16 protein-coding genes are annotated in these 15,101 nt (G+C 43.6%); 10 read left to right on the plus strand and 6 right to left on the minus strand.

Going from position 1 to position 15,101, the window contains the following annotated elements; all coding sequences use genetic code 11:
- Nucleotides 1-20: 20 nt before the first annotated feature.
- A complete protein-coding gene (locus DWW91_RS08605; protein ID WP_010803088.1) occupies nt 21-1,202 on the minus strand; it encodes an MFS transporter in 1,182 nt (393 codons plus the stop codon).
- A 139-nt stretch (nt 1,203-1,341) separates the two neighbouring features.
- On the opposite strand from DWW91_RS08605, the gene DWW91_RS08610 reads away from it, so the two are divergent.
- The gene (locus DWW91_RS08610) at nt 1,342-2,046 is read left to right on the plus strand and encodes an MgtC/SapB family protein (RefSeq protein ID WP_007656826.1); all 705 of its coding nucleotides are present in this window, start codon (nt 1,342-1,344) and stop codon (nt 2,044-2,046) included.
- A 4-nt stretch (nt 2,047-2,050) separates the two neighbouring features.
- On the opposite strand, the gene DWW91_RS08615 is transcribed toward DWW91_RS08610, so the two are convergent.
- From DWW91_RS08615 to serB, 3 genes are read right to left on the minus strand one after another with little or no spacing between them, the layout of a single operon-like run.
- A complete protein-coding gene (locus tag DWW91_RS08615; protein ID WP_122327474.1) occupies nt 2,051-2,524 on the minus strand; it encodes a C-GCAxxG-C-C family protein in 474 nt (157 codons plus the stop codon).
- A 16-nt stretch (nt 2,525-2,540) separates the two neighbouring features.
- The gene (locus DWW91_RS08620; RefSeq protein WP_007656822.1) at nt 2,541-2,843 is read right to left on the minus strand and encodes a Dabb family protein; all 303 of its coding nucleotides are present in this window, start codon (nt 2,841-2,843) and stop codon (nt 2,541-2,543) included.
- A gap of 15 nt (nt 2,844-2,858) precedes the next feature.
- Entirely contained in the window at nt 2,859-4,085 is a 1,227-nt protein-coding gene (gene serB / locus DWW91_RS08625) for a phosphoserine phosphatase SerB (protein ID WP_044246285.1), read from the minus strand.
- A gap of 155 nt (nt 4,086-4,240) precedes the next feature.
- On the opposite strand from serB, the gene DWW91_RS08630 reads away from it, so the two are divergent.
- Nucleotides 4,241-4,762, plus strand: coding sequence for a hypothetical protein (locus DWW91_RS08630; RefSeq protein WP_007656815.1), 522 nt, complete (start codon nt 4,241-4,243; stop codon nt 4,760-4,762).
- A 420-nt stretch (nt 4,763-5,182) separates the two neighbouring features.
- Nucleotides 5,183-5,683, plus strand: a complete 501-nt coding sequence (locus tag DWW91_RS08635; RefSeq protein WP_007656814.1) for a thioredoxin-like domain-containing protein — start codon at nt 5,183-5,185, stop codon at nt 5,681-5,683.
- 61 nt (nt 5,684-5,744) lie between these two features.
- Here the strand turns inward: DWW91_RS08635 and DWW91_RS08640 are convergent, their stop codons facing one another.
- Nucleotides 5,745-7,043 (minus strand): 6-bladed beta-propeller, encoded by a 1,299-nt coding sequence (locus DWW91_RS08640; RefSeq protein ID WP_122327475.1) that lies wholly within the window; start codon nt 7,041-7,043, stop codon nt 5,745-5,747.
- Between the two features lie 190 nt (nt 7,044-7,233).
- Here DWW91_RS08640 and DWW91_RS08645 point away from each other — a divergent pair, with 190 nt between their 5' ends.
- Entirely contained in the window at nt 7,234-9,537 is a 2,304-nt protein-coding gene (locus DWW91_RS08645) for a family 20 glycosylhydrolase (RefSeq protein WP_122327476.1), read from the plus strand.
- 86 nt (nt 9,538-9,623) lie between these two features.
- Here DWW91_RS08645 and DWW91_RS08650 read toward each other — a convergent pair whose 3' ends face one another.
- The gene (locus tag DWW91_RS08650; protein WP_007656811.1) at nt 9,624-10,997 is read right to left on the minus strand and encodes an aminopeptidase P family protein; all 1,374 of its coding nucleotides are present in this window, start codon (nt 10,995-10,997) and stop codon (nt 9,624-9,626) included.
- A gap of 196 nt (nt 10,998-11,193) precedes the next feature.
- Here DWW91_RS08650 and DWW91_RS08655 point away from each other — a divergent pair, with 196 nt between their 5' ends.
- The 6 genes from DWW91_RS08655 (at nt 11,194) to DWW91_RS08680 (ending at nt 15,101) form a co-directional block, all read left to right on the plus strand.
- Entirely contained in the window at nt 11,194-11,538 is a 345-nt protein-coding gene (locus DWW91_RS08655) for a hypothetical protein (RefSeq protein WP_007656807.1), read from the plus strand.
- Between the two features lie 14 nt (nt 11,539-11,552).
- The gene (locus DWW91_RS08660; protein ID WP_007656804.1) at nt 11,553-11,975 is read left to right on the plus strand and encodes an anti-sigma regulatory factor; all 423 of its coding nucleotides are present in this window, start codon (nt 11,553-11,555) and stop codon (nt 11,973-11,975) included.
- A 6-nt stretch (nt 11,976-11,981) separates the two neighbouring features.
- On the plus strand, nt 11,982-13,361 hold the full coding sequence (locus DWW91_RS08665) for a [Fe-Fe] hydrogenase large subunit C-terminal domain-containing protein (RefSeq protein ID WP_048315698.1): 1,380 nt from the start codon (nt 11,982-11,984) through the stop codon (nt 13,359-13,361).
- Nucleotides 13,348-13,686 carry a DRTGG domain-containing protein gene (locus DWW91_RS08670; protein ID WP_007656800.1) on the plus strand — a complete coding sequence of 113 codons (339 nt, stop codon included), beginning with the start codon at nt 13,348-13,350 and terminating at the stop codon, nt 13,684-13,686. The genes DWW91_RS08665 and DWW91_RS08670 overlap by 14 nt, the downstream gene beginning before the upstream one ends.
- Complete coding sequence (locus tag DWW91_RS08675) at nt 13,683-14,426, plus strand: PHP domain-containing protein (RefSeq protein ID WP_122327477.1); 744 nt, start codon at nt 13,683-13,685, stop codon at nt 14,424-14,426. Before DWW91_RS08670 ends, DWW91_RS08675 begins: the two co-directional genes overlap by 4 nt.
- Before the next feature lie 150 nt (nt 14,427-14,576).
- The gene (locus DWW91_RS08680; RefSeq protein ID WP_122327478.1) at nt 14,577-15,101 is read left to right on the plus strand and encodes a HAMP domain-containing sensor histidine kinase; all 525 of its coding nucleotides are present in this window, start codon (nt 14,577-14,579) and stop codon (nt 15,099-15,101) included.

Genomic DNA, 15,101 nt, shown 5'->3' on the forward strand with positions numbered 1-15,101 from the left:
GGATATGGATAAGCGTATTTTTATATCTTCTTTGCGGATAATAAAGTAACCAATAGAGAAGCACAGCAAAGAAAGACTCCTACACCGGCAGTCCCGGCCCAGCCAAACAACTGCCAGGCGGTTCCGGAAAGAAAAGTACCCAACGAACCTCCGACAAAATAGGTTGTCATAAATATGGTATTGACCCGGTTGGAGGCGGCCGGGCATAATTCGAAAATACTGGATTGATTACTTAACTGGATGCATTGCATGCCAATATCTATAATAATTATGCCGGCTATGATAGAGGTATAAAAGTTTCCTCCGAAATAAAGTAATAACCAGGCTAGCAGTATCAAACCACATCCCCAGAAATTAAAAGCTCTGACTCCCACTTTCCTGACATATTTTCCAACCAACGAGGCCGACATGGCCCCGGCTACGCCGCAAAGTCCCAACATACCAACCACATCGCTGTTTGCAAAGAAAGGTGCTTGTCCCATTTTGAATGCCAGACACGACCACATAGCCAGAAAAGAGCCGAAAGCCAATCCTGACCGGACTGCATAAATCCGTAAAGCCGGATAATCCTTTACTAAGGATAGAAGAGATTTCATGAGGTCGGCGTATTTCCCTTTAAAAGTAGGGCGTATATCCGGCAAAACGGTAACCACTACGATGCTGCACACAACCATCAGCACGGCAGCAATATAATACATTTCACGCCAGCCGAACAATTCTCCGACCACTCCGCTAATGACCCGTGAAACCAATATTCCGGATAGTAATCCTGAAACGACCAGCCCTACGTTACGTCCTTTGTTTTCCGGTTTTGAATAAATGGCGGCGATGGGTATGAATATCTGTGGTATTACCGAACAAATGCCTGTAAATAATGAAGCAGTCAGGATTATATGAATGTTGGGCGCTGTGGCAATGCATAAAAGTGAAAGTACCAAAAGAGCAAAATTGGTGACGATTATCTTTTTACGTTTATACATATCGGCCAGTGGCACAACGAATAACAATCCTAAAGCATAACCAATCTGTGTAACCATAGCGATCAGGTTGGTCGTAAATTCAGATACGTCGAGATCATGCCGTATCATATTTAAAAGAGGCTGGTTGTAATATAGATTGGCGACCGAAATACCGGCAACAATGGATAATGTCCAGAGGATCAAAGGTGGAAGTCCACCGTTTTCTTTCAATGTTTGTTTCATAAGCTGTCTTTTAAGCCGGCAAATTTACCCTAAATAATTGAAACGATAAAGCCTTTTTCTAAAGGGATACAGCTTGTGAAAAGTATATAGGGATATTCAAATAAATAGTTATATTTGCCAATAAATAAAGAAGAAAAATATGATTGACCAAATTAATGATATATTACAGAATACAACTATAACTCCGACTACTGCGGCTGTGAAATTATTAGTCAGTTTCTTTTTAGGTGCGATTATTGGTGTGGAGCGCCAGTTTCGCCGTCGGGAAGCCGGAATGCGAACCTTTACATTGATCTGTATGGGATCGGCAGCAGCCATGCTGATATCTATCTGGATACCGCAATGTTATCCTAACTTCCTGAACGGTGATCCCGGACGTATTGCTGCCCAGGTACTTACCGGTATCGGTTTTTTAGGTGCCGGGGCTATTATGCAAAGCCATGGGAGTATTCATGGATTGACAACAGCGGCTTGTATCTGGGTTGTTGCCGTAATCGGTCTGGCCGTGGGAGCGGGGATGTATGTTCCGGCATTGATTGGGACAGGCCTTACATTAGTTATATTGGTTAGCCTTGAAAGACTTGAAAAAAGAATGTTCCTGAATGGGGTAAATAAGATCCTGACGATTATTTGTACGACCGCAACTCCTGATTTGAAAGCTGTCCGCAAAATTCTTGAATCAAAGAACATTTATATTGTAAGTGTTTCCTTTGAATCTATTTATGAACAGAACAAGTCTATCATAACCTATAAAGTGAATGTGAAAGCCCAGTCGTCTTATATGAATTTATTCAGTGAGATCAGGACATTGGGATATGTTTCTCAAATAAGATTGATGGCCTGAGCCATCAATCCAATTCGTTTTTCAGCATTCGGCCTGCTATACGGGCTGCATCTTCCACATATTTACTACAAGGACGTTTTGCATAATATTCAGCCGTTCTTGCAGAAGGTTCCGGAGCAGTCTGGCTGGCTTCTGCGGCAGGCAAAAGGCTGCGGCAAATGATCGTACCATGCTTTTCCTTGAACAGGTCGGACATCTTTTGAACCATTGCATAGTTCTTTGCCCGGGCTTCCTGATCCTGTTGGTCCAATACCGGATATTTGAATCCGGCCAGCATAGCCATGGCACTGACCGTTCCGCATATCTCCCGCATCCGGCCAACGCCACCGCCAAAAGATACGGACATCTTTTTTGCCATATCCAGGTTCAGTTCAAAAACATCCGAATAAGCCAGGAATACCGACTGCGCACAGTTGTATCCCGACTCAAAATTTTGAACGGCAATTTTTACACGTTCTTCAATATCAAACTCCTTCATAAAAGAGAAGTGTTATTTAGAATTCATAATCAACACACGCTCTGTCGGCTTTTACCGGGCCGATAATCCCTTTTGAAACAGCTACGTGTTCAGGGTGGTTGGCATATGTCTTTACATCTTCGAGCGAATCGAGTTCTGTAGTCAGGATAACATCCCAGGTTTCTTCGGGGTTAATATTGAAATCGACACGGATCAAACGTAAAACATCGATCTTGTCGATCAACGCTTCCAGACCTGTTTTGATTTCCTGCATTTTTGCCAGTTTATCGGCAGGAGTTGCAAACTCCGTCAGCTTAAACATTACAATGTGTCTTACCATAAACGCTTTAATTAATTACATTTGTTCGTCCAAATAGGAATCTTTGTATCCCAGGAAATATAAAATACCATCCAGACCGATCGTGGAGATGGACTGCTTGGCTGTTTCTTTTACTTTTGGTTTGGCATGGAAAGCGATACCTAACCCGGCAATGCTGATCATAGGCAGGTCGTTTGCCCCGTCACCAACAGCTACGGTCTGACGGATATCGACGTTCTCAACTTGAGCGATCAGGCGGAGTAGTTCTGCTTTCCGCTTGCCATCTACGATATCTCCGACATAACGTCCTGTCAGCTTTCCGTCTTCAACTTCAAGCTCATTTGCATATACATAATCAATATTGTATTTCTGTTTCAAGTAGTTGCCGAAATAAGTGAATCCACCGGAGAGGATAGCGATCTTGAAACCTACCTTTTTAAGGATACGCATCAAACGGTCGACACCTTCCGTAATGGGCAAGTTTTCGGCAATCTCTTGCATAACAGAGACATCCAATCCTTTTAATAAGGCACAACGTTGGCGGAAGCTCTCGCTGAAATCAATTTCTCCCCGCATGGCGGATTCGGTAATCGCTTTGACCTGATCGCCGACACCGGCACGAACAGCCAACTCATCGATTACTTCAGTTTCAATAAGAGTTGAGTCCATATCGAAACAGATAAGGCGACGCATACGGCGATACATGCTGTCTTCCTGAAAAGAAATATCCATTACCTGTTCGGCCGAGAGCTTCATGAACTCTGCCTTCATCAACTCTTTGTCGCGAGGAGTTCCACGCACAGAGAATTCGACGCTGGCTTTGGGGGTACGGGCATCTTCATCCAAAGGAATACGGCCGGTCAGACGTTTGATGTCGTCTATATTCATTCCCTGTTCGGCAACGACACGGGTTACGCCCGCTATCTGTCTGGCAGTTAACTTTCTTCCCAGAATAGTGATGATATAACGGTTCTTTCCCTGCATATCAACCCATTTCCTGTATTTTTGCTCCGTGATCGGATTAAAACGGATATTTACATCCAGTTCATAGCTTTTAAAAAGTAACTCTTTCAGGATATCTCCGGAATTGCCTTCGCAACTCTGGAAAAGAATTCCCAGTGATAAGTTGTCATGGATATCAGCCTGGCCGATATCGAGAATCACCGCATTATTCTTTGCCAGTATCTCTGTCAGGGCGGCAGTAACCCCCGGACGGTCGGCTCCGTTTATATTTATCAGTATAATTTCGTCTTTTTGTCCCATGTTTTTTGTTTTATAAGGCAAAGGTAAATAAGTTATATGCAAATAATGGCATTTAGATAAACAAAAATTCAAATGGAATTGTTATTTTTACAGAGACGTTATATTTAATTTAGAACCTGGCAACCTTAATAAGTCCTGACTGGCAGGCAAATGAGATGAAGATTCAGTTTGAAATTAAGGAAAAGCTGCCTGAGATTATTGCCGAAGTACGGCATTCAGACAAATGGCAAACAACAGTAGTGGAAAAAACGCATGGACTGGAGAGGGTTACTATCAAAGACCCTAATTATGATTCAGAAGCTTGTATCGAGATCTGGGAACATGAGATTCACGTCCGTACGGCATGGTCAAATTACACCTACCGTGTTTTTAAACGGGGTGATTCTTGCTGGTGCGAGTATATCGGAGCCTACAGAGGACTGCTGGAGCAGACCTTACTCCCTACATTGACTCCTAAAATGAACATTCTTGATTCGGTAGTTATTGAAAGTTCGTTGACAGGTAATAAAAAAGAAACATTGCGAACCTACAGTTCGGAAAACCTCAAACTGAAGAACTTCCGTCGCGATAATTTCAAAGAAGAGTATAACAGAACATCATTACAGGACCATCCAACAATTGTTTATGATGAATATATCAAGGAAGGGATGCCGATGCCTTCGCCGTATGATGATTAGTAAAATAAAAAAGCCCGGTTTCAAGCCGGGTTTATTATTTTCGGATTCTCTTTACCGGAAAGCGGCTGAATTAGGTTTAATTTGAAGAAAAGTGAAAGATTATTCGTATTTATCCTTGTGCCTAATCCTAAATTTATGTTATAAAGCAACCATTTTAGTGGATTTTCATGCGATAAAACATATAAAAAATCTTGCTTTTTAGTCGATTTATGTTATATCGTTTGGAGGTAAAGGTATTTTGCGCTTATCTTTGCCAGCGTTAAGAACAAGAAAGTAGCTCCTTAGCGAAGGAGAAACGCTTGTTTACTTCCTGAAAATCAGGAGTCGGACATAAAGGATGGCAGACGAAAACCGCCCGCAGACCGGTAAGTAAGCTGTAGAAGAGTATCGTCCGATTAAGTTTAACGTAAATAATAAATTATGAAGGTAAGAGCTTATGTTCTCATTGTAACGGTTGCGTTGGCAACAATGTCATCCGGTACAAAAGAAGCAAGACCTACCGTGGGTACTAATCCTGGTGATCTGGCTCCGAGAATAGAGTCTTTGGGAGGCGAAAGTGATTTCAGTTTCCAAAATCATTCCGGACGTTACACATTGCTGAATTTCTGGGCAGCTTACGATGCTGAATCGCGGGTCCGTAACGTTCAATTATGGAATGAAGTAAACAAACTAAGTTCAGACAAAATTGCCATGTATTCTGTTTCTCTCGACGAGAAAGAATCAATCTTTACCGAGACGGTAAAGGCAGATAGGCTTAGCGGCACAAAGCAATTTCATGAAGGACTTGGAAAAAAGTCAGCGTTGTATGGAAAGTTTAACCTACAGAAAGGTTTGAAGAACTTCCTGATTGACGACAAAGGAGTTATTATTGCAGCAAATGTTACTCCGGATAAACTGACTGACATTTTGAATAGAATTTAATCAGTAGATTATTATTTTAAAAAAGAGTTGTTCCGCCCAACGAGGAACAGCTCTTTTTTTGTTATTTCAAGTGGGCTATCATAAAGATCGGGTTATCTTCATCATCTACTTTTCCGGATAAATCGAGTAATGCTTGGTCTACTTTATTACCAGCCGCCTGTTTTTCCTCTATGTACTCATGTAATTCGTATGGCCAGAAATAGGCAAACAATTGATTATCGTAAACTCCGAAACGAGGGAAGAATGTTTCTTTATGATGAATATCATCAATAAAACCTCGACCTTTTACTGCAACGGTTTCGCCTGTTCGTTTATCGTAATAAGCGATTTGTGGGTAAGCTTGATCTTCCATATCCCGGAGAACCGGACTGACAATATTCTCATTCCAGATAATGAATATATAATGATCTGTGTCATAAACAGCATTGATCCATTTTTTCCCTTTTGTCAGGCGGGTAAGTTCGCAATTATCGAGATAGCTTTTAAGAGCAGCTTTTCGGTCTACGCTATTTCTGGTTTTGTGGACAGACATCATCAACTCGTCGAAAAGTTCGTTTTGCCGCGTCAGTGAAATTTCATTCGGTATTTTATATTCTCCTAAATCAATGATCCATCGGGGAGACAGACCGTTTTCTTTTACCCTGTAAATGGTATCATTATAATAGTTGTAAAAAAGAGCACTGTCCGAGTTGCAGGTGTAAGCTCGTTTAATACCTGAATAACTGACATTATTAAGTCTTATTTTAGGTATGGAAGAAGGGATGACACGTTCTGCATGTATGATTTTGAAGTTATGATCTACAGTGTAGACTGTGTCCGGAAGATTGTATATTGAAAGAGAGTTTCCTGCCGGAGCCCAATCGTTGATCCATCCAATTCTACCTAATTGTCCAGGTGCTTCAAATTCTGATTTTGTATTCGATAATAACTGTATTTCATTGCCGGTAAATTTACCGTTTTCATCATACTCGATCAGTTTATGACCGTAAGAATAGAAATGGCCTTTTGTAAAAAGCGATCCCATATAGAGAGCGGGATCTTCTCCGGGACCTTGCCCGATACGACCTATGGTCCGGACAAATTTTCCATTCAAATCAAAAACAGTGCGGCTACATATAATATACGGAGGAGAATAATTGAACCAACTTGTATTTCTAAGCAAACATTCTTTCCGGGTTTCAAGTGGGAGGTAAGTAATACTATCTACCAATTCCGATAAATTAACTTCGCGTATCTGATTAATAGCATCTCCCAAACGGATGATATTGTCGATTGTTTTCTCTTCTGTCGCAGTTTGTTTCGTTTCTCCGGAACAGGAAAATAAAATACTGGCTAACAGGATATAGGTTAATTTTTTCATGGCTTATCTATTATGGAGTGACTAATAACAAAGTATGAACAAAGATACAATATTCTACGAACGATTCGTAATATTGGCGTTAAACTGTCTTAATAAAACAAGTCTGCATTCTCTTAAAAATGGACTGTAAACCGGATTTTTATTGTATTTTTGTTTCCTAATTTATTACCAAACAAATAAACACATTAAAATGTACAAACAGTTTATCGCAGCATGTTCCCTGACCGGAGCTTTAATGCTGAGTTCATGTTCACCCACGACCCCTGTGGCACATGATGTTTCTATTATTCCTATTCCCAAAGAGATTAAGAATGCCAATGGGCAGTTTACTTTGAAAGATGGCATGACAATCGGTGTTGCCGATAAGCAGTTATTGCCGGCTGCAAACTATCTTTCCGGCCTTTTATCCCGTTCAACCGGCTATATATATAATGTACGCGAGGGAGACGGTGATATATCTTTGGCTGTAAGTGATATTGCCGGTCAAAATGAAGGTGCCTATTCTTTAGACGTTACTTCCGGTAAAGTTCAGATCAAGGGAAATACCTATGGCGGTGTTATTTCCGGTATTGAATCCCTTCGCCAGCTTTTGCCGGCAGAGATAGAGTCGCCAGCGATGGTAAAGGATATTAATTGGAGTGTTCCGGCTGTTCAGATCACTGATGCACCCCGTTTCGGTTGGAGAGGGTTGATGTTGGATGTTTCCCGTCATTTCTCTACTAAAGAAGAAGTGAAGGAACTGTTGGATATGATGGCTCTTTACAAACTGAACAAATTCCACTGGCATCTGACCGACGACCAGGGATGGCGTATCGAAATAAAGAAATACCCGTTGCTGACAGAGAAAGGGGCTTGGCGTACCTTTAACAATCATGACCGGGAGTGTATGAGATTAACAAAAGAGCAGGATAATCCCGATTATGAAATTCCGGCTGAAAAGTTACGTATCACTCAGGGCGATACTTTGTATGGTGGTTTCTATACCCAGCAAGATATTAAAGAAATCGTTGAATATGCCGGTGTACGTGGTATCGATGTCGTTCCGGAAATAGACATGCCGGGACATATGCTGGCGGCGGTAAGTAATTATTCAGGTGTTTCTTGTTTTAATCAGACAGGGTGGGGAACGACTTTTTCTTCTCCGGTTTGTCCGGGTAAAGACTCGGCTCTTGAGTTTTGTAAGAATGTTTATAGCGAAATCATTCCGCTTTTCCCTTATAAATATATCCATCTGGGAGCCGATGAAGTAGAAAAAACGAACTGGAAGAAATGTCCGGATTGCCAGAAGCGAATGAAAGATAACGGGCTGAAGACAGAAGAAGAGTTGCAGTCCTGGTTTGTTCATAACATGGAGAAGTTCTTTAATGATAACGGAAAAGAAATGATCGGCTGGGATGAAATCCTGGAAGGCGGTTTGTCTCCGACGGCAACAATCATGTGGTGGCGTACCTGGAGTCCGAACGCAGTTCCTGACGCAACGGCACAAGGCAACCATGCAATCATGACTCCGAATGCTAATTTCTATTTTGACTATCAGCAGGATAAAAATTCATTGTCCGGTGTATACAATTACAATCCGATGCTTGAATCGTTGAATGATGCACAGAAAGCATTGATTTTGGGTATGCAGGCAAATCTCTGGTGTGAATATATCCCATCTCGCGAACGGATACAATATATGATTATGCCCCGTATGATGGCATTGGCAGAACTGGCCTGGAGCGATCCTTCCGTAAAAAGCTGGGATGGATTTAAAGAAAGACTGGTAAAGCAATTCCCGCGTTTGAATATCATGAATGTAAATTACCGTATGCCGGACCTGGAAGGATTCAACAACACAAATGCATTTATCGGTGAAGGTACAGTGGCAATTACTTGTCTTGATCCAAGTGTTGAAATCCATTATACAACGGATGGCAGCATCCCGACTTTGGAATCGCCTCAGTATAACGGTCCGATCAAGGTTACGGAAACGACAGACTTCACTTTCCGCTCTTTCCGTCCGAACGGTAAGAAAGGTGATATCGTGAAGACGCGTTACGTTAAGAGCGAATATGCTCCGGCTGCGGATGCTACACCTTCCAAGAAAGGTTTGCAGGCTGTATGGCATGAGTTTAAAGGTAACAAATGTGCCGATATTGATAATGCTCCGGTAAACGGTACGTATGAAATATCTGAAGTGACTATCCCGAAAGAAGTGAAAGGTAATATCGGTTTGGTCGTTACAGGATATTTCAATGCTCCGGAAGATGGTATTTATACTTTCAACCTGTTGTCTGACGATGGCAGTACATTGAAGATTAACGGAGAATTGGTTGTTGACAATGACGGTCCTCATTCACCCCGTGAAGTAACCGGACAGAAAGCATTGGCAAAGGGACTTCATCCGATTGAAGTTAAGTATTTCGACCATAATGGCGGTATGCTTCAGCTAAAGGTTTTGACGGCTGATGGCAAAGAACTGCCGGTTAATGCAGATATGTTTGCTTATTGATCAGGTAACGACTAGAAATATAAACGCCCCGTAAAGCATCTCTAATCTTTACGGGGCGTTTTGTTTTATATTCAACTATTTCTTATTTACCGCAGTGCTTCCACTTCTTCCGTGTGTAAAGGAATCTTCTTTCCTAACAGACGGGCACCGTCTTCTGTAATCAGATAATCTTCTTCGTTGCGGATACCGCTGAAGTCTTTGTAAGTTACCAGCTTTTCATAATTGATAAATTCGGTGAACTTATTCTGGCTTCTCCAAAGATCCATCAATTCAGGGATAAAGTAGACACCCGGCTCGATAGTAAGAACGAATCCCGGTTCCAGTTTACGTCCCAGGCGGAGAGACTTACGGCCGAACTCAGTACTCTTCGGTTGTCCGTCGTATCCCACATATACTTCACCCAGGTTTTCCATATCATGTACATCCAATCCCATCATGTGTCCCAGGCCACAAGGCATGAACATTGCATGAGCTCCGGCCTTTACAGCTTCCATCGGATCGCCTTTGACAAAACCAAGATCCTTCAAACCTTCCATAATGACTTTGCAGGATAGTTCGTACACATCGACGAAAGGAATACCTGGACGCAATGCTGCAACAGCCGCTTCGTGAGCCGCTACCTGAATATCATAAATATCTTTCTGGCGAGTCGTGAATTTGGAATCAGCCGGAATGGTAGAAGACATATCACCCGCATATCCCATTTCCGTTTCCGCACCGGCATCGAGCAGCAACATATCGCCACTCTTAATCATATTACTATGATCATGGTTATGCAGCGTCTGCCCGTTGATCGTTGCGATAATGGGGAAGGAGAGTTGATAGTCATTCGCATAAGCCACTTCAGCCACGGCAGCAGCCACCTCACTCTCACGGATTCCCGGACGTACGGTGCGCATGGCAGTCAGATGCATGTCGGCAGTAACCACACAAGCCTTTTCGATTTCGACAATCTCTTCCGCAGTCTTATAATTACGCTGATTTACTACGCCGAAGATGAAAGGCACCGAAGGTTGTTCCGTTCCCGGCACGATACCCAGCCATTGGAACAGTTTGATCTGATGTTCCGCACGGTAAGTCGGCAGGTAATGGATACGCTGGCTTTTCTGTTGTGCTGCTTTCAGATACGATTCAATTTCCTTGAAGGGACGAACTTCGGTGATACCGGCTGCTTCGCTTTTCTCCTTCAGTGTCGGTTGAGTTCCCATCCATACGATTGCATCGATCGTCAGTTCGTCACCGAAAATGATTTCTTTATCATTGTCAATATCAATAATGGCGGACAGACCGGCATAAGGAAGCCCGAAGAAATACAGGAACGTGGAATCCTGGCGGAAGTGATAGGTGTTGTCTGCATAATTCATTCCCGACTCATCGTTTCCGAGGAAAAGCAACAGGCCTGAACCTATTGTCTGTTTTAGTTTGGCCCGGCGGCCCATATAGGTTTCTTTACTAAACATAAGAATAGAATTTTATTTATTGCTACCAAAGATAATGCAAGCTGAGAACAGAATAAAATGAACGAGTTCATTTTTTATGTCGAGGCGCAGCTTATCTTCGTTTTGGAACAAAGATAGTAATTAATATAGACTAACAGACATCTATTAAAAAATATTTCTTACATTGGCATCACGAAATTAAACCTTGCATGCGATTATGAAGATTCAGCAAATACAAGAACTTACCGATGCGACCGTGGCATGTGGAAACGATAAGCTGGGCCATGAAGTACAATGTGCTTTTGCCAGCGACCTGATGAGCGACGTTCTGACATTGTGCTGTGATGAAATGATTCTCATTACTGGACTTTGCAATTTGCAAACGATCCGTACAGCCGAAATGGCCGATGTCGATTGTATCCTTTTCGTCCGTGGCAAGAAAGCTACGCCGGAGATGTTGCAACTTGCGTCCGAGAACAATATGATCTTGCTTGAAACCTGTCATTCCATGTATCATGTGGCTGGCGAGTTGTATTGCAGCGGTCTTGTGCCGGTCTATTAAAGAAAGGAGAGGATATGCAGCTAACGTTTGAATTGGAAGGAGGAAACTTCTCGAAGGCCGGATATGCTTCCAGCCAGATAAAGAAGATACTGAAACAGTTATCGATCGATTCCCGTGTCATCAAGAGAGTGGTCGTGGCGCTCTATGAAGCGGAAGTGAACGTTGTTGCCCATGCCTGGCGCGGGAAAGTGGCGGCAGAACTGGATGCGGATAAGATTACGCTGACATTGAAAGATGAAGGTCCCGGCATTCCGGATATTCCGCAAGCCATGCAGGAAGGCTTTTCCACGGCTTCGCCGGCTGTGCGTGAAATGGGGTTTGGGGCAGGAATGGGATTGCCCAATATGAAAAAGAATGTAGACGAATTAACTATAGAGAGCGAGGTAGGCGTAGGAACAATCGTACGCATGGTTACCTGGTTCAGGAAGAAGGAGTAGAAGACCATGGAAGATACTAAATTTTATCATGCCCTGAAGATTGACAAGGAGCGGTGCATCGGTTGTACACATTGTATGACGAAATGCCCGACCCGTGCAGTCCGTATCCGGGATGGGAAAGCCGTAATCCGCAAAGACTGGTGTGTCGATTGCGGGGAATGTCTGAAAGCATGTCCGACAGAAGCCATTTATGTGGAGCAGGACGACTTCCAGAAGATATTCGACTACGAGTGTCGCGTGGCGCTTGTTCCCACCGTTTTCATCGGACAGTTTTCCAAATATACGACGGAAGAAGAAATATTCAGCGCCTTGTATGAGTTGGGATTCACCCATGTCTACCAGGTTGAGTTTACGGCCGATATGATTCACCGTGAGATGCTCCGACAGATGGAACAGGCCGAAGAAAAGCCGGTGATCAGTTCTTTTTGTCCGGCGATTGTGCGACTGATACAAATTCGCTTCCCGGCTTTGGTCGATAATATCCTGCTGGTGAAAAGTCCGGTGAATGCAACTGCTACCTATTACCATCAGGTACTGACGGAGGAAGGTCATTCCCCGGATCAGATCGGCCTCTTTTATGTCACTCCCTGTGCCGCCAAGATTGCAGCCTTGAAGAGCGCTGACGGATATTCGTCCACCATTAACGGCGTGATCAATATGGATACCCTATATAATAAGGTATACCATATCCTGCAAAACCGACCGAAAGGATATAAGCCGGATTGCGTGCTTCCGCCCGCCCTGACAAAGAAAGAAATGCGATGGAGTCAGACGGGAGGGGAGGCCAAACACTTCTCCGGCCGTTGCCTGGCCATCGACGAAATACATAATGTGATCGATTTCCTGGAACGTATGGAAACGACAACGGAGGTCCGTAATGTGGACTTCCTGGAACTCCGTGCCTGCGACCGCAGTTGTGCCGGAGGCGTATTGGCCGTTGCGAACCGCTTCCTTACGGCCGAACGGATCATGAAGCGTTCGATGAAACGTGATAAGGCACCGCTCATTTATGCCTCTGAACGATTGGGAGCTTTGGCTTATTTGAAGCAGCACATCACAATCCGTCCGCTCCAGCCTAACCCGAAGCTGCTCTACGACGGTTCTATCGAGGAGGTCCTGAAAAAGATGGAACAGGTGCGCCGTCTGATGTGTTATCTGCCGGGAATCGACTGTGGCGCTTGCGGAAACCCTAATTGCCAAAGCCTGGCAGAAGATATCGTCCGTCACGAAGCGCAGTTCAGCGACTGCATTTTCATGCAGCGCAATATGGAGAAGCATGGTAAACTGGATCAGGAGCATGCCTTCCGCCTCGTCGAAAAGACCTGGGGAAAAGATCGTTTAAATAAAGACTGTTATAAGAAAGGAGCTAAATATGAAGGTCAGTGATCTTGTAAAAGAATTGAATCTTACCGTTTTTTGCGGAGAAGAGAATCTGGATACGGTAATCAAAGGTGGCTATACCAGCGACCTGCTGAGTGATGTAATGGGACATATGGAAGAAGGTATGTTGTGGATCACCATGCAAACCCATCAGAACATTGTTGCCGTTTCCACGCTGAAGGATGCTGCCGCCGTCTTGATTGTCAATGGCGCTTCGCCGGATGAAGAAACATTGCAAAAGGGGAAGGACGAGGATATTCCTTTGTTGGGAACATCTCTTTCTGCTTTTGTTATCAGTGGAAAAGTGTATCAACTGTTACAGAACGGATGAATCTCTACCGGGCCGATCTACATATTCATACCTGCCTTTCGCCTTGTGGAAGCCTGGATATGAGTCCCACGGTCATTGTCGAAACGGCACTTGCCCGCGGATTGGATATCATTGCCATAACCGATCATAACACGACTTTGCAATGTCCTGAAATACAATCGTTGGGAGCTGAAGCCGGATTGACTGTCCTTGCCGGAGCCGAAGTCTGTACCCGTGAGGAAGCGCATTGCATTGCCCTTTTCGGAAGTGATGAAGTCCGTGCCGCTTTCCAGCAATATCTGGAGAAACATCTACCGCCTGTTCCCAATGATCCCGACCGTTTTGGTGACCAGGTCTGGGTAAACCGGAAAGATGAGATAATGGGAGAGGCCCCGTACTTATTGCTTTCCGCACTCGACCAGAACGTCAATCAGGTGGCTGCATTTGTAAAGGAACTGGGCGGCCTTTTTGTTGCTGCGCATGTGGAGCGGCCTTCTTTCAGCCTGATCAGCCAGTTGGGATTTATTGATCCGTCATTATCGCTGGATGCAATAGAATATACGGATGCTTCCCGTTTCGCCCGGCTTTTGTCGGAGCAGAAGTATTTATCGAACTACACATCCTATCCGGCTTCCGATGCCCATTATCCGGAACAAATCGGGACTAAGCCCTGTTTGATACGGGCCGCTGCACCTTTATTCGAAAACATCAGGATGGCTTACGCCAAAAGTCAGGAACATTTAGTCTTTTCCTCCGCATAATTAAAATAGGAAGATATACTATACATAAATGTAAGGTATATTCTACATATAAGTAAGGCTATACTTGCCAATATGCAAGGCATGCCTTCCTTTTATAAAATAAAGGAGAAAAAAGTTTAATATTCAGCATATCAGGAAATAAATATCAGGATGAATACACTTACATTTCATATTACGGATATAGCATCAAACAGTGTTCGTGCCGGTGCGACTCGTATCTTATTGGAAATTGCTATAAATGAGGAGAATACAACCATCCGTATTGCAGACAACGGTTGTGGAATGGATGCAGAGACGATTACCCGGGTAACGGATCCGTTCTATACGACCCGTACGACCCGAAAGGTAGGTCTGGGAATCCCTTTCCTGATACAAAATGCGGAACAGACCGGAGGTTTTGTCAAGATAAGTTCCCAACCGGGGGTGGGGACGGAGGTTACAGCTTGTTTTATAACCGCTAACATTGATTGTCCTCCCTGGGGAGACCTTCCCGGAACAGTCGCCATGTTGATAAGCGGCAATCCGGAAATCAATGTTTGTTTTTCATATAAAAAGGGAGAACAGCTTTTTGAAGTGAGTACGGAAGAGTTGCGGACTGTCTTTGAAGACATACCGCTAAGTCATCCGAAGGTAATACTTGCCATAAAGGAGATGATTGCAGAGAATCTGGCGTGA

It is taken from the genome of Parabacteroides sp. AF17-3, assembly GCF_003635445.1.
Lineage (GTDB): Bacteria > Bacteroidota > Bacteroidia > Bacteroidales > Tannerellaceae > Parabacteroides > Parabacteroides goldsteinii.

What these genes read in the sequence shown, in the direction of transcription:
- DWW91_RS08670 (WP_007656800.1), top strand. Translation starts at nt 13,348, where the DNA reads ATGAAGGTCAGTGATCTTGTAAAAGAATTGAATCTTACCGTTTTTTGC.
- DWW91_RS08605 (WP_010803088.1), bottom strand. Translation starts at nt 1,202, where the DNA reads ATGAAACAAACATTGAAAGAAAACGGTGGACTTCCACCTTTGATCCTC.
- DWW91_RS08630 (WP_007656815.1), top strand. Translation starts at nt 4,241, where the DNA reads ATGAAGATTCAGTTTGAAATTAAGGAAAAGCTGCCTGAGATTATTGCC.
- DWW91_RS08655 (WP_007656807.1), top strand. Translation starts at nt 11,194, where the DNA reads ATGAAGATTCAGCAAATACAAGAACTTACCGATGCGACCGTGGCATGT.
- DWW91_RS08640 (WP_122327475.1), bottom strand. Translation starts at nt 7,043, where the DNA reads ATGAAAAAATTAACCTATATCCTGTTAGCCAGTATTTTATTTTCCTGT.
- DWW91_RS08635 (WP_007656814.1), top strand. Translation starts at nt 5,183, where the DNA reads ATGAAGGTAAGAGCTTATGTTCTCATTGTAACGGTTGCGTTGGCAACA.
- DWW91_RS08650 (WP_007656811.1), bottom strand. Translation starts at nt 10,997, where the DNA reads ATGTTTAGTAAAGAAACCTATATGGGCCGCCGGGCCAAACTAAAACAG.
- DWW91_RS08610 (WP_007656826.1), top strand. Translation starts at nt 1,342, where the DNA reads ATGATTGACCAAATTAATGATATATTACAGAATACAACTATAACTCCG.
- DWW91_RS08680 (WP_122327478.1), top strand. Translation starts at nt 14,577, where the DNA reads ATGAATACACTTACATTTCATATTACGGATATAGCATCAAACAGTGTT.
- DWW91_RS08675 (WP_122327477.1), top strand. Translation starts at nt 13,683, where the DNA reads ATGAATCTCTACCGGGCCGATCTACATATTCATACCTGCCTTTCGCCT.
- serB (WP_044246285.1), bottom strand. Translation starts at nt 4,085, where the DNA reads ATGGGACAAAAAGACGAAATTATACTGATAAATATAAACGGAGCCGAC.
- DWW91_RS08620 (WP_007656822.1), bottom strand. Translation starts at nt 2,843, where the DNA reads ATGGTAAGACACATTGTAATGTTTAAGCTGACGGAGTTTGCAACTCCT.
- DWW91_RS08660 (WP_007656804.1), top strand. Translation starts at nt 11,553, where the DNA reads ATGCAGCTAACGTTTGAATTGGAAGGAGGAAACTTCTCGAAGGCCGGA.
- DWW91_RS08645 (WP_122327476.1), top strand. Translation starts at nt 7,234, where the DNA reads ATGTACAAACAGTTTATCGCAGCATGTTCCCTGACCGGAGCTTTAATG.
- DWW91_RS08615 (WP_122327474.1), bottom strand. Translation starts at nt 2,524, where the DNA reads ATGAAGGAGTTTGATATTGAAGAACGTGTAAAAATTGCCGTTCAAAAT.
- DWW91_RS08665 (WP_048315698.1), top strand. Translation starts at nt 11,982, where the DNA reads ATGGAAGATACTAAATTTTATCATGCCCTGAAGATTGACAAGGAGCGG.